This is a genomic window from Sphaerisporangium sp. NPDC004334 (assembly GCF_053602655.1).
Map to the genome: position 1 here is coordinate 87,394 of NZ_JBSGDZ010000034.1, position 13,221 is coordinate 100,614.

Below are 13,221 nucleotides of genomic sequence, written 5' to 3' on the forward strand. Positions count from 1 at the left end.
TCTGCGGGTTATACGGCCTCCGGAGATGTGGTGCATATGGGGGTGACCGGCTCACTATGAACCGGCGCCGTCAGTTACGTCAAGGTTTCACCGGAGTTATGAAATGAGTTTCACGCCCCCCGGGACTCGTAGGTCGCTCTTCGGGCCCCGCTCCGCGAGGCAGGGCCCGGACGGCCGGGCCGGCTCTCGCGCGGCCTTCGCGGGCCGGCCGCGTGGAAGGCGATGAGGTCGCGGCGGTCGCTTCACCGGCTCTGACCGACCGGCCGTATCGACCACCGACGGGTGATCACCGGAAGGCTCCGGGCGGTCCGGGCGGGGGCCTCAACCCCCTCTTGCGTCGCCGGGCGCCGCGCGAACCCTTCGCGGGGCCCTGTCAAGCCCGGCCTGTCAAGCCGGGCCGGCCACAGGGGCCGCCCACATAAATCCATATAGGCCAATAATCCACGCCCGATCCGGCGGGACGGCCACTCGCTGACGCACCGCCATGAACTGGGCATCTTCCTTCTTCCCGGCCGCCGATCCGGGAAAATTCGTTCGCCCCGGCCGCCCATCCTGCGTCAGCATGGCCTCAGGCGGTGCGTATTCAGAAGGGCTGGCGGCTGTGCTCGGAGCATCTAAATCCCCCGGAGAAGAACCGTCCACCCGAAGGTCGGCCGTTCTGCTGGTGCTTCGGTACTACAGCGGGCAGTTGATGAATCAGTGGAAGATCGCGGTCCCCGCGTTGGTCCTGCCGGCGTTGGGCAACGTGAGCCTGTTCTACCTGGCGCCGCTCGCGGTGGCCGGCATCGTGGGACGCCTGGCCGAGGGCGGCGGGGACGGCGCCATCGGCGTGCTCGTGCCGTACGTGCTCGGCTTCGGCGCGCTGCTCGTGTTGGGCGAGGTGCTGTGGCGGGTGGGCCTGCACTTCCTGAACCGCACCGACGCCCGGGGCATCGAGCGGCTCGGCGTGATCGGCATGGACGAGCTGCTGGCCAAGGACTCCGCGTTCTTCCACGACAACTTCGCCGGCTCGCTCACCAAACGGGTGCTGAGCTTCTCCAGCGGGTTCGAGGGCTTCGCCGACACCCTCGCCTTCTCGATCGTCGCCAAGGTCGTGCCACTGGCGTTCGCCTCGGTGGTGCTGTGGCGGTACCACCCGCTGCTGGTCTTCGTGCTCCTCGGCCTCATCGTCCTGTCCGGCTTCGTCGTCGCCCCGCTCATCCGCCGTCGCCAGAGGCTGGTGGACCGGCGCGAGGCCGCCAAGGTGCGGGTGTCCGGGCACGTCGCCGACGTGCTGGCCAACATGGAGACCGTCCGCGCGTTCGCCGCCGAGCACCGCGAGGCCGTGGAGCACCGGGCCCGGCTGGCCGAACAGCGCAAACTGTCGCTGCGTTCCTGGGACTACGGCAACCTGCGAGTGGACACCGTCGTCGCGCCGCTGTCGGTGCTCACCAGCACCGTCGGCCTGCTCCTCGCCGTCGCCCTGCGCGGCGGCCTGGGCGTGGAGGCGGTCGTGGTGACCTTCAGCTACTACTCCAACTCCATCAGCCTCATGTTCGAGTTCAACCAGATCTACCGGCGCATGGAGAGCGTGCTCACCGAGTCCGCCCAGTTCACCGAGCTCCTGCTCACGCCGCCGGGCGTGGTCGACCCCGACGACCCGCAGCCTCTGCGCCCGGCGGACGCCAGTGTCCGGTTCGAGCGGGTGGTGTTCGCCCACGCCGGCAATCCGCTGCTGTTCGACGGCCTTGACCTGCACATCCCCAGCGGCACCAAGATCGGCCTGGTCGGCCGCTCGGGCGGCGGCAAGACCACGCTCACCCGGCTGCTGCTCCGCCTGGTGGACATCGAGGGCGGCCGCATCCTGATCGGCGGCCAGGACATCAGCCGGCTCCGCCAGGCCGACCTGCGCGGCCTGATCGCCTATGTCCCGCAGGAGCCCGCGATGTTCCACCGGTCGCTGCGCGACAACATCGCCTTCGCCCGGCCGGACGCGACCGAGGCCGAGATCCAGCGGGCCGCGCGGGCGGCGCACGTCACGGAGTTCGCCGAGGCCCTGCCGGACGGCTTCGACACCCTGGTCGGCGAGCGCGGCGTCAAGCTCTCCGGCGGCCAGCGGCAGCGCGTCGCGCTCGCCCGCGCGATCCTGCGCGACGCGCCGATCCTGCTGCTGGACGAGGCCACCAGCGCGCTGGACTCCGAGAGCGAGATCCTCGTCCAGGAGGCCCTGTGGGACCTCATGCGCGACCGCACCGCCCTGGTGGTCGCCCACCGGCTGAGCACCGTGGTCCGCATGGACCGCCTCGTCGTCCTGGACCAGGGCCGCGTGGTGGAACAGGGCGACCACCGCGAGCTCCTCCAGGCCCAGGGGCCGTACGCCAGCCTGTGGCACCACCAGTCCGGCGGCTTCCTGGCCGAGGAGGAGCCCTCGGACGCCGTCCACCGCTGACGCGAGGCGTGGCGCGCAGGGGCCGTACCTCCACACCGCCGGCGCCGCAGCGGGGGGCGGCCGCTCGGCGCCGTCCCCGGGTGCGGAGTGGTGAGCGGGGCGGCCGCTCGGCGCCGTCCCCGGGTGCGGAGTGGTGAGCGGGGCGGCCGCTCGGCGCCGTCCCCGGGTGCGGGGTGGTGAGCGGGGCGGCCGCTCGGCGCCGTCCCCGGGTGCGGGGTGGTGAGCGGGGCGGCCGCTCGGCGCCGTCCGCTATCGCGGGCCGGTGTCCCCGCCCGGCCCCCGGCCGAGGGCCGCCCGCGCCGCGATCACCGCGTAGGCGCCCAGCACGGCGAGCCCGGCCCACCACGGGAGCGGGTAGTACCCGGCCGACGGCGCGTAGTGCGCGGTCACCTGCGGATGCTCCGCCACCGTCTGCTGCACGGCGAACGCCGCGGCCGGGGTGAGCCGCAGCAGCCACTCCGCGGCCGCGTCGGGCAGCAGCGGGACCGCCGTGACGGCGTAGGGCAGCGCGACCAGCGACAGCCCGATCACGATCGCCGCCCAGCCGCGGCGCAGCCACACCCCGAGCCCGTACGCGAGCACGGCGCACAGCGCGAGCACCGCGGCGAGGCCGGCGATCACCTGGACGCCGGTCGGCGCCGGCACCGGCGGCACCGGGAAGCCTTTGCCCCGCAGGATCGCCGTGCCCGCCGGGAAGGCGACGCCGACACCGGCCAGGCCGGTGAGGAAGGCGGCGGCCGCCGCGAGGGCCGCCCGGGCGGCGCGCACCGGCCGGGAGACCGCCTCGCGGCCCGTGCGGGCGCCGAAGCGCGCCGCGACCACCAGCACGATGATCAGCGCGACGACCAGGCCGGACAGGACGGATATGGGCGCCCCCTCCTCGCTCGCCGGCCCTATGTCGCCGGTGCCGGCGACCGTGATGACGCCGTCCTTCTCCACCGCTCCGGATGCGTTGTGGTACTTCTCCCAGTCGGTGTGGTTCATCCCGCCGACGGCGTCGCTGTGCCAGGCGCCGGGGGCGCCGCCCTGGACGGCGACGTGGTCGAAGACGCCGACGGCCTGGGTGAAGCGGACCTCCTCGACCGCGCCGCCAAGACCCACCGGGCGCAGCGTGAGGTCGCCCGGCGAGGTGGCGAACAGCCCGACCTGCACGGTGTCCGGCAGCCCGTCGAGCCTCGCCGTCGCGACGGTGCGCCACTTCGCGCCGTCCGCGGACTCGGCGCCGCTTATGGTGTCGCCCGAGCGGGTCAGGCGCAGCCAGCGCGGCGACCGCTCCGACACGCCGCCGGCGCCGCCGGCGACGTCGTGCTCGTAGTCGTACTGGAAGCGCACGCCGTGGCTCCCTGTCATCAGCAGCGCCGCGTACGGCGAGCCCTGCCGCAGGCCGTCCTTGACGATGATCCCGGCCTTGGCCCACGGCACCAGACCGGGCACGATCTGGTCGTGGTCCGGCGGCGGATAGGTGATCGTCCCGGTCATCGACGTCATCCGCACCGTGATGGCGCCCTCGCGGCCGAGGTCGCGGTGCAGGAACCAGAACCGGTCGGCGACGAGGGAACCGTCGCGGGCGATGGGAACGGCCGGGCAGGGGCCCGCGCAGGAGACCTGGACGCCGGAGGCGGTCAGCAGGCCCAGCGCGATGACGGCGAGCGCCGCGGCGGCCAAGGCGATCAGGCGGCCAGGGCGGCGGAACGCGGCCCACTCCCGCCGGAAAAGTTCGGTGGTCGGCATGCGCCGGTTCTACAGATCGGCGCATAACACCGCCCGAACCGGCGCCGTCATGCGTTTGTCACCCGCCGGACGATCATCGCACTCCCTGCGTCCGCCCTGCGGGGAGGCGAGGAGACCGCAGTGGGCCGGACGCCCACGCCCGCGGTCGCCGCGCCCCGATCACCGGCCGAGGCGGCCATGCCCTGCTCAGGCGAACGCGGGCCCCCGGGATGGGTACCACCATGGTGGGGAGCTGCCCGGCGCGTCGCCCGGGCGGCGGAAAGCGATCGGGGGGTCTGATGAAGGGGTACGACCTTCAGGGACCGGCACTGGAACTCGGGGCCCTGGTGCGCGAGGACGGCGCCGCCGACGCCGCCGAGCGCATCCGGATCTCCCTGAGCATGCTGAACCGGCACGGACTGGTGGCCGGGGCCACGGGAACGGGGAAGACCAAAACGCTCCAGCTCATGGCGGAGCAGCTTTCGGCCCAGGGGGTTCCGGTCTTCCTCGCCGACGTCAAGGGCGACCTGTCGGGGCTGGCCTCGCCGGGCACGGCCTCCGGGCGCCTCACCGCGCGTGCCGCCGAGGTGGGGCAGAGTTGGCGGCCGGCGGCGTGTCCGGTGGAGTTCCTCTCGCTGGGCGGCCTGGGCCCCGGTGTGCCGATCCGCGGCACCATGACGGCCTTCGGGCCGACCCTGCTCGCCAAGGTCCTCGGCCTCAACGAGACGCAGGAGTCGTCCCTCGGGCTGATCTTCTACTTCGCCGACAAGAACGGCATGCCCCTGCTGGACCTCAAGGACCTGATCGCGGTCATCGGGTACCTGACCGCCACTCCGGAGGCGTTGAGCGGGATCGGCGGGCTGTCGGCGACGACGGCGGGTGTCATCCTGCGCGCGCTGACCAACTTCGAGGCGCAGGGGGCCGAGGCGTTCTTCGGCGAGCCGGAGTTCGACGTGCGCGACCTGCTCCGGGTGACGGGGGACGGCCACGGGGTGGTGTCGGTGCTCGAACTGCCCGCCGTGCAGGACCGGCCGCAGTTGTTCTCCACCTTCCTGATGTGGTTGCTCGCCGACCTGTTCCACGTGCTCCCCGAGGTGGGCGACGTCGACCGGCCGAAGCTGGTGTTCTTCTTCGACGAGGCGCACCTGCTGTTCGACGGCGCGTCCAAGGCGTTCCTGCGGTCGATCACCCAGACGGTGCGGCTGATCCGGTCCAAGGGCGTGGGAGTGTTCTTCGTGACCCAGTCGCCGCAGGACGTCCCGGGCGACGTGCTGGGCCAGCTCGGCGCGCGGGTGCAGCACGCCGTGCGCGCCTTCACCCCGCAGGACGCCAAGGCGCTCAAGGCCACCGTGTCGACCTTCCCCGCCTCCTCCTACGACCTGGAACGGCTGCTCACCGGGCTCGGCATCGGCGAGGCCGTCGTCACGGTCCTGTCGGAGACCGGCGCGCCGACCCCCGTGGCCTGGACGCGCCTGCGCGCTCCCGAGACCCTCATGGCGCCGTCGAGCCCGGAGGTGGTCCAGCAGGTCATCGCCGCCTCGCCGCTCCGGGAGAAGTACGGCACGGCGCTCGACCGCCGGTCGGCCTACGAGATCCTGTCGGCGAAGCTGGACGCCGGGACCGCGGCGCCGTCCGGCCCCGGGGCCCCGCGCGAGCCGGACAAGGAGCGGGAGCGGCGGTCGGTCTTCGAGAACGTGCTGGAGTCCAAGGAGTTCCGCTCCCTGGCCCGTTCGGCCGCCTCCGCCCTCGGCCGCGAGATCACCAGATCCATCTTCGGCACCGCCCGCCGCACCCGCCGCTGAGCGGAAAGGCCGGAGCGCGCCCGCCGCGCCGGGCTCTGGCGGGCGCGCTCCGAAGGCGTGGCCTCGCTCAGTCGCACTCCGTGGGCGTGAGGGCCATCGTGGCGAGATGGCGGGCGATGCCGTTGGTGTCGGTGTCCTGCACGTTGCTGAGCACGACCACCGCGATGTCGTCATCGGGCAGGTACATGTTGCTCGCCGCGTAGCCCTGGAGCAGACCCGGGTGGTACCGGAGCCGGTGCCCCTCCAGCCGGTCGACGAGCCAGCCGAAGGCGTACGCGCTCGACGGCAGGTTGAGGCAGCCGTCGGCGGGGCACCGCGCCTGGGGTCTGAAAGCCTGCCTGACGGTGGCGGGCGGCGCGATCTTGTACGCGCCGAACGCCCTGTCCCAGCGGACCAGGTCGTCGACGGTGGAGTAGATGCCTGTCGCGGAGAACGCCTGGGAGCCGCTGATCGGCGGGGCCGGCGAGCCGAGCGTGAAGTAGCCCTTGGCGTATCCGTCGGGTGGATTTCCCCTGCTGTATCCGGTGTCGCGGAGCTTCAGCGGGGCGGTGACCTGGTCGCGCAGGACGGTGCCGTACGGCTCGCCGGTCACGTTCTGGATGATCGCCCCGGCCAGGATGTAGCCGGAATTGCTGTACTCCCAGCTCGTGCCGGGCTTGAAGTCCAAAGGCTCGTGCAGGAACCGCTTGATGAGTCTTCTGGTCGTGGTCGGCTCCGAGAGTTTCGCATAGAAGTCCGGCAGATTCTGGATGTCGGGGATGCCGGAGGTGTGGGTGAGGATCTCGCGGATCGTGATGCGCCGCCACGCCTTCGGGCAGGCATTGATGTATTCCGGGATGAGGTAGGGGCAGACATGGTCGTCGAGATCGAGCAGCCCCTGGTCGCGCAGCTTCAGCACGATCATCGAGGTGAACTGCTTGGTGACCGAGGCGATGCGGAAGACCGTACCCGGCACGTTCGGGATGTGCTGTTCCTCGTCGGCCTCGCCGGCGGCGAAACGCACCATCACCTCGCCATCTCGCACGACCAGCGCCGAGCCGGTGAACTGCCGCTTCGCGGCCAGGCCCTCCAGGTACGCCTGCATCTCCCCAACGACTTGGTCATCGCGCGCCACCGCCGGGGTGACCGGCGGCCCCCATCTCCGGCCGGCCTCGCGATCGCTCCCGAGACGCCCCGCGACGGAGCTCTCCGATGACGCGGCGCCGACCGGCGGGGTCGCACCCATGACCGCACCGGTGATCGCCCCACCCATCACAACAAAGCGAACCACATTTGACCACTTGACCATATTTCCCTCCTTAAATGAACGCCCCTGTCCCGTGATTCCCACTCCCCGAGCCAAGCGAGCGAGCCGGCCGAGCACACCCGCCCGCCGCGCTCGCCTGAAACTGTTTTCTCCCTCACTCCACCCCCGGACACCTCTCACCATCACTTCCTTTCCTCACCTCTCCGCCCACGCCCTCGAATGCCTCCGAATCACCGAACAATAGGGCTGTAAGTGATTAATTATGAAAGCGGGGTGTTCATTCACTCACGCGCTATTTCCAGACTCGGCCGGATGACGTCGCCGGGCCGTGCCGGAGTGAATCGCCACCGGGGCCGACACGGCCATCAAGTAGGCTTCGGCCCATGGGGGTTACCGGTCACATGCCAGCGCGGGACGCTCCTCGCGCCCGGTCCGCGAGCATCTGGGACGTCGCCAGGGCGGCCGGTGTCTCCCAGCAGACCGTCTCCCGGGTCATCAACGGCAAGACCCGGGTCAGTGAGGAGACCCGCGCCAAGGTCCAGCAGGTCATCGCCGAACTCGGCTACCGGCCCAACCGGCTGGCCCAGGCGCTGGCCGGCGGGCCGGTCCGCTCGGTCACCGTGCTGACCTCCGACACCGCCCTTTACGGCGCCGCCGCCACGCTGCGCGGCATGGAGGAGGCGGCCAGGACGGCCGGCTTCTCGGTGGGCATCAGCGTGCTCGACCGCGACTCCCCCCAGAGCGACATCGCCCTGCGGCTGAGCCGGCCCGGCGAGCCGGTCATGGTCATCGCCTTCGACGACGCCGGCCGGCGCGCGCTCCACGCGCTGCCGCCGGACGTCCCGGTGGCCGCCGCCGTCGAACGCCGCGCCGACGACGACATCAACGACTCCGGCGGCGGCCCCTGGCAGGTCTGGCTGGACGACCGGGCGGCGGCCGCGCACGCCACCCGCTACCTGCTCGGCCTCGGGCACCGATGCGTCCACTACGTGGCCATCCCCTCCTCCACCAGCCCGCTCCCCCAGCGCACCCGCGGCTGGCAGGACGCCCTGCGGGGCGCGGGGCGTCCCCTTCCCGAGCCGCTGCAGGGCGGCTGGACCCCGCGCTCGGGTTTCCTCGCGGTGCGCTCGCTGCTGACCGACCGTTCGGTGACCGCGATCCTGTGCGGCAACGACGACCTCGCCCTCGGCGTCATGCGGGCCGCGCGCGAGGCCGGCCGCGACATCCCCGGCGACCTCAGCGTCGTCGGCTTCGACGACTCCCCGCCCTCGGCCTACCTCAACCCCTCGCTCACCACCGTCCGGCTCGACTTCGAGGCACTCGGCCGCGCCTGCTTCGCCCTGCTGCACCACAGGCTGGCGCCGCGGACCGCCTCCGCCGTTCCCGCGTGGAGCGAGCCCGAGCTCATCGTCCGCGAAAGCAGCGGCCCCGCGCCCGCCTGATCCGCGGAACGCGCGAGGAACGTCATCGAAAGGCCGAGATGATCCACCACGATGCCGAACGACGCCTGTGGGTGCTGTCTGGACCGTCCTGCTCCTATGTCGTGCGTCTCGACGACGCCGACAGACCGCGGGTGCTGCACTGGGGACGCCGGCTCACCGCCGAGCAGGCGGCCTCGCTGCTGCCGCCCGAGCCGCCGTACCGCCCCGTGGAGGACGCCGCCGAGGGCACCTGCGACCTGGCCGCGGCCGGCGGCCTGAGCTATGGGGACGCGGGCCTGCGGGTGCGATTCGCCGACGGCACGCGCGACCTGGAGCTCGTCCACACCGGACACCACCGCACCGATCGGGAGCTGGTGCTGGCGTACGCCGACCGTCACTACCCGCTCGCCGTCGAGTGCCACTACCGCCTGTACGACGACAGCGACGTCATCGAACGCCACCTGGTCGTGCGCAACGCGGGCGAGCCGGTCACCGTCGTGCGGGCCGACTCGGCCACCTGGGTGCTCCCCCGCCTCAACGACTACCGGCTCAGCTCCGTACGCGGCCAGTGGGGCGCGGAGACCCGCCTGCACCGGGCCGGCCTGCCGTACGGCGAGACCGTGCTCACCAGCCGGCGAGGGGTGACCAGCCACCAGGCCAATCCCTGGGCGATGGTCGACGACGGCACGGCGGGCGAGGAGCACGGCGCCGTCTACTCCTGCGCGCTGGCCTGGAGCGGGAGCTGGCGGCTGACCGCCCAGCGGCTGCCGGCCGAGCGGGTGACGCTGTCGGCCGGCGCGGGCCACGACCCGGTGACCTTCGAGCTCGGGACCGGTGAGGAGTTGGTCACGCCGGTGTGCGCGGGCCTGTACGCCGAGGGCGGCTTCGGCGCCGCCGGCCGCGCGTGGCACGACCACCAGCTGCGGCACGTCCTGCCGCATCCCGGCGAGACCCGGCCCGTGCTCTACAACTCCTGGGAGGCCACGGGTTTCGAGGTCTCGCTGGAAGGCCAGACCCGGCTCGCCGAACTGGCCGCCCGCATGGGCGTGGAGCTGTTCGTGATGGACGACGGCTGGTTCGGCGCCCGCACCCACGACGCCGCCGGGCTCGGCGACTGGCGTCCCAACCCGCGCCGCTTCCCCGACGGGCTCGCTCCGCTGATCGACCGGGTGCACGAGCTCGGCATGCGGTTCGGCCTGTGGGTGGAGCCGGAGATGGTCAACCCCGACAGCGACCTGTACCGCGCCCACCCCGACTGGGTCATCCACCGGCCGCACCGCACCCGGACCGAGCACCGCAACCAGCTCGTGCTCGACCTCAGCAGGCCGCAGGTCGCCGACTGGCTGTACCGGACCCTGGACGAGCTGCTCGCCAAGAACGACATCGACTTCCTGAAGTGGGACATGAACCGCCCCTTCACCGAGGCCGGTCCGGACGAGCGGCTGTGGACCGGCCACGTCCACGCCCTGTACGACGTCCTCGACCGGCTCCGGGCCGGGCATCCCCATGTTCGGGTCGAGTCGTGCAGCAGCGGCGGCGGCCGGGTGGACCTCGGCATCCTGCGGCGTACGGACCAGGTGTGGACCTCCGACAACACCGACGCCCTGGACCGGCTGGAGATCCAGCACGGCTTCTCCCAGCTCTACCCGGCGCGCGTCATGGGCGCGTGGGTCACCGACAGCCCCAATCCCTACACGGGACGGGAGGTCCCGCTCGACTTCCGCTTCCATGTCGCGATGGCCGGCGTGCTCGGCGTCGGCGCCACCCTGACCGACTGGAGCGAAGCGGAGCTGGCACGGGCCGCCGAGCTGGTCGCGGCCTACAAGCGGATCCGCCCGATCGTGCAGCACGGCCGCCAGTACCGCCTGCTGCCGCCGGACGGCGAGCTGTCGGCCGTGCAGTACCTCGCCCGCGACGGCGCGCAGGTCGCCTTCCTCGCCTTCCGGCGGGCCCGTCGCTTCGGCCACCCGGAGCCGGGCATCCCGCTGCGCGACCTGGACCCGGGGGCCCGCTACCGGGACGCGGCCACCGGCCGGATCCACCACGGCGCCGTGCTGCTGAGCCACGGCCTGTTCCCGGACCTGGCTCCCGGGGACTACGCCAGCGCCATGGTCCACCTGATCCGCGAATAGCGCGCGCGGGCGGGCCGCCGGCGCCCGTGAGGATGCCCTCGGCCTCGCGCGTACCGCTCGGCGCGAACCCGGTCTCGGTGGGGGCGACTCACCCCGGGGTGAGGATCAGGCGGTAGGCGCCGGTGGCGTCCTGGCCGGCGATCGTGATCGTGACGCCGCCGTGGGCGAGGGTGCGGGCGCCGGACCACAGCCGGGTCGCCCCGGCCACGTTCGCCGTGCGCCCCGAGCCGGGGACGGACTCGAGCGTGGCGGTGACCGAGGGGCCCAGGCCGCCGATGCCGTCCACCCGGATCGAGGAGTCTCCCGACCGGCCCGCGAAGACCAGGCTGAAGGTGCGCCCGGCCGCGTCGTAGGCGGCCACGCCGTCGTTGGAGGCGGCCGGGGTGACCTTCACGATGTTCCCGGTCTGGTCGGCGTACCACTTGTACATCCAGTACGACGCCGTCGGCCGGCCGTCGTGCAGCAGCCCGTTGAGCGTGCCCGGCTCGTACCAGAACGCCCGCTGTGCGTCGCGCACGCCCTCCCGCTCGAACTGCGCCACGTAGTGGTTCACGCTGGCGGGCACGTCGATCTCACCGGTCGTGGCGTACTCGTTGATCGAGATGGGCCGCGGCACGATGCCGAGCTCGCGCTCCAGCGCCCGGTGGGCCCGGACGTCGCCGGTGACCCGCTCCCACCCGTTCAGTTCGTGCCAGGACACCACCTGAGGCAGGGTGCCGGCCGCCTTGGCGGCGGTCAGGAAGGACCGCATCCAGTCGAGGTCCCACCGCGAGAAGCTCGGGCCCATGATCGCCTGGTCCGGCGCGCTTCGCCGGATCCGCCGGTAGGTGCGGACCCATCCCTCCTCGAAGGGGACGCCCGCCTCCGAGGGCCAGGTCCAGTCCGGCTCGTTCCACGGCTCCCAGGCGTCGATGCCGGCGACTCCCGCGGACGTGGCCGCGGCGATCATCTCGTCGATCCGGCCGTACCAGTCGTCCCAGCTCGTCCAGCGGTACGGGAAGCCGTCGAAGCTGTCGGCCATGTCGACGGTGATCGCGGCGCCGATGGCCTCGGCGCTGGCCGCGATGACCAGCGTGTCGCCGATCGGGACCGGGGAGCCGTTCGGCCGGTGCTGGTGCAGCGGCGGCGGCTGCCGGAGCCGGTGGAGCCTCAGCGGCCGCATGATCGACACCGGCGGGGTGCTCGCGTCGGAGAGCCCGTACAGGGTGCCCGACCCTACCCGGGTGACCGGACGCACGACGGTGCCCGCGTCCACGACCAGAGTGCCGTCTTCTCCGGCCGTGCCGTTCATCTCCGCTTCGCCCGTCCGTCGCCGGCTGAGAAGGCGGATGGCCCGTGCATGCTCTCCTCCTGGGGTGGGGGGCCGTGTCACGCACGTCGTGCGGCGTCGGCGGCCGCCGGTCTCGCGTCACAGGAAACCGGGCGCCGGACGGCGAGGCCGGGTGACCGCCCGGGGCCGGCGCATCAGGTGGCTTTCGTGGCGTTCTCTGAGTGTGATCGCTAACATGACGGTCTAAGGCGGTATTCGCCCCATGTCAAGCCCCAACTTCCCCCGGCGCCGCATGACGACAGGAGCAGGAATGCCGGATCTGACGGCCCCCACGCCGGCCGAGCATGCCCTCAAGCGGATCAACACCGCGGTCGCGCACCCCGCCCGCATCTACGACTACCTGCTCGGCGGCAAGGACAACTACGCGGCCGACCGCGAGGCGGCCGAGAACCTCGTCAAGGTCTCGCCCGGCACGCGCGAGGGCGTGCGCGCCCACCGCGCCTTCCTGCGCCGGACGGTGCGCCACCTCGCCGCGGAGGCGGGCATCTCGCAGTTCATCGACATCGGGGCCGGCATTCCCACCCAGGGCAACACTCATCAGATCGCGCAGGAGTCCGATCCCGACGCGCGCGTGGTCTACGTGGACAACGACCCGATCGTGCTGATCCACGGCCGCGCCCTGATGACCGGCAGCCCGACCGGGGTCACCAAGGTGATCGAGGCCGACCTGCGGCGGCCCGAGGCGATCCTCTCCCACCCCGACGTGACGAGCGTGATCGATTTCGACCGTCCGGTGGCCGTCATCCTGGCGGGCGTCATGCACTTCATCACCGACGAGGAAAGCCCGTACGAAACGGTCGAACGGTACAAGGCCGCCGTGTGCCCGGGGAGCCGCCTGCTGCTGTCGCACATAACGCTCGACTTCGCGCCCCACGTGCAGCAGGAGGAGTTCACCAAGCCCTACGACAAGAGCACCGCGCCGATGGTGCCGCGCACCCACGCCGATGTGCTGCGGTTCTTCCAGGGCTGGGACCTGGTCGATCCGGGCCTGGTGGAGGTGGTGCGGTGGCGGCCGGACCAGAGCGAGCGGCACGACCACATCCCGGGCGGCGGCCACGCCTGGGCCTACGGCGGCGTCGCGACCAAGCCCTGAAGCCGGCCGCCCGTGCCCCGCGGTGCGGCGGAACAGTGCGGTCTGTACTGTTCCGCCGC

8 protein-coding genes are annotated in these 13,221 nt (G+C 72.3%); 5 read left to right on the forward strand and 3 right to left on the reverse strand.

The genetic code is table 11. The annotated features are described in order from the left end of the window. The first annotated feature begins 664 nt into the window (after positions 1-664). Complete coding sequence (locus ACWEN6_RS34425; protein ID WP_452576183.1) at positions 665-2,428, forward strand: ABC transporter ATP-binding protein; 1,764 nt, start codon at positions 665-667, stop codon at positions 2,426-2,428. Positions 2,429-2,677: 249 nt separating this feature from the next. Here the strand turns inward: ACWEN6_RS34425 and ACWEN6_RS34430 are convergent, their stop codons facing one another. Next, entirely contained in the window at positions 2,678-4,159 is a 1,482-nt protein-coding gene (locus tag ACWEN6_RS34430; protein ID WP_452576185.1) for a hypothetical protein, read from the reverse strand. Positions 4,160-4,437: 278 nt separating this feature from the next. On the opposite strand from ACWEN6_RS34430, the gene ACWEN6_RS34435 reads away from it, so the two are divergent. After that, a complete protein-coding gene (locus ACWEN6_RS34435; RefSeq protein ID WP_452576187.1) occupies positions 4,438-5,940 on the forward strand; it encodes a helicase HerA-like domain-containing protein in 1,503 nt (500 codons plus the stop codon). Between the two features lie 67 nt (positions 5,941-6,007). On the opposite strand, the gene ACWEN6_RS34440 is transcribed toward ACWEN6_RS34435, so the two are convergent. Next, complete coding sequence (locus ACWEN6_RS34440; protein ID WP_452576189.1) at positions 6,008-7,024, reverse strand: serine hydrolase domain-containing protein; 1,017 nt, start codon at positions 7,022-7,024, stop codon at positions 6,008-6,010. Between the two features lie 563 nt (positions 7,025-7,587). Here ACWEN6_RS34440 and ACWEN6_RS34445 point away from each other — a divergent pair. Both ACWEN6_RS34445 and ACWEN6_RS34450 read left to right on the forward strand, forming a co-directional pair. Next, positions 7,588-8,628 (forward strand): LacI family DNA-binding transcriptional regulator, encoded by a 1,041-nt coding sequence (locus ACWEN6_RS34445; protein WP_452576191.1) that lies wholly within the window; start codon positions 7,588-7,590, stop codon positions 8,626-8,628. A gap of 38 nt (positions 8,629-8,666) precedes the next feature. Further along, the gene (locus ACWEN6_RS34450) at positions 8,667-10,739 is read left to right on the forward strand and encodes an alpha-galactosidase (RefSeq protein WP_452576193.1); all 2,073 of its coding nucleotides are present in this window, start codon (positions 8,667-8,669) and stop codon (positions 10,737-10,739) included. Positions 10,740-10,827: 88 nt separating this feature from the next. Here the strand turns inward: ACWEN6_RS34450 and ACWEN6_RS34455 are convergent, their stop codons facing one another. Beyond that, the gene (locus tag ACWEN6_RS34455; protein WP_452576195.1) at positions 10,828-12,030 is read right to left on the reverse strand and encodes a hypothetical protein; all 1,203 of its coding nucleotides are present in this window, start codon (positions 12,028-12,030) and stop codon (positions 10,828-10,830) included. A 289-nt stretch (positions 12,031-12,319) separates the two neighbouring features. Between ACWEN6_RS34455 and ACWEN6_RS34460 the strand changes: the two genes are divergently transcribed. Further along, complete coding sequence (locus tag ACWEN6_RS34460; RefSeq protein ID WP_452576197.1) at positions 12,320-13,162, forward strand: SAM-dependent methyltransferase; 843 nt, start codon at positions 12,320-12,322, stop codon at positions 13,160-13,162. Positions 13,163-13,221 lie beyond the last annotated feature (59 nt).